This window comes from Aliivibrio sp. S10_S31 (genome assembly GCF_014694495.1).
Taxonomy (GTDB): Bacteria; Pseudomonadota; Gammaproteobacteria; order Enterobacterales; family Vibrionaceae; genus Aliivibrio; species Aliivibrio fischeri.
On sequence record NZ_JAAUWR010000133.1, the window covers coordinates 1 to 324 of the forward strand.

1 protein-coding gene is annotated in these 324 nt (G+C 47.8%); it reads left to right on the forward strand.

Translation table 11 applies throughout. The annotated features are described in order from the left end of the window. On the forward strand, window positions 1-324 hold a 324-nt coding region (locus tag HC728_RS19930), incomplete at both ends, for an Ig-like domain-containing protein (RefSeq protein WP_190395995.1).

Consider the following 324-nt stretch of genomic DNA (forward strand, 5'->3'; position numbering starts at 1 on the left):
GATTTTGTGCTTGATACGCAAGCGCCAAATGCACCAACGATCACGCTGGATACTGATTCGGGTATTAGTAATGGTGATCTGCTTACAAATGACGGCTCATTCACCGTTACGCCAAGCGAAGTTGGCAATACAGTTGAATATCAGGCTGCAGATGGCAGTTGGTCAACAACCCCTCCTGCGGTGGTTGAAGGTGACAACTCAATTACGGTGCGTGAAACTGATGCGGCAGGTAATGTGTCTGGCTCGAGTACATTAGATTTTGTGCTTGATACGCAAGCGCCAAATGCACCAACGATCACGCTGGATACTGATTCGGGTATTAGT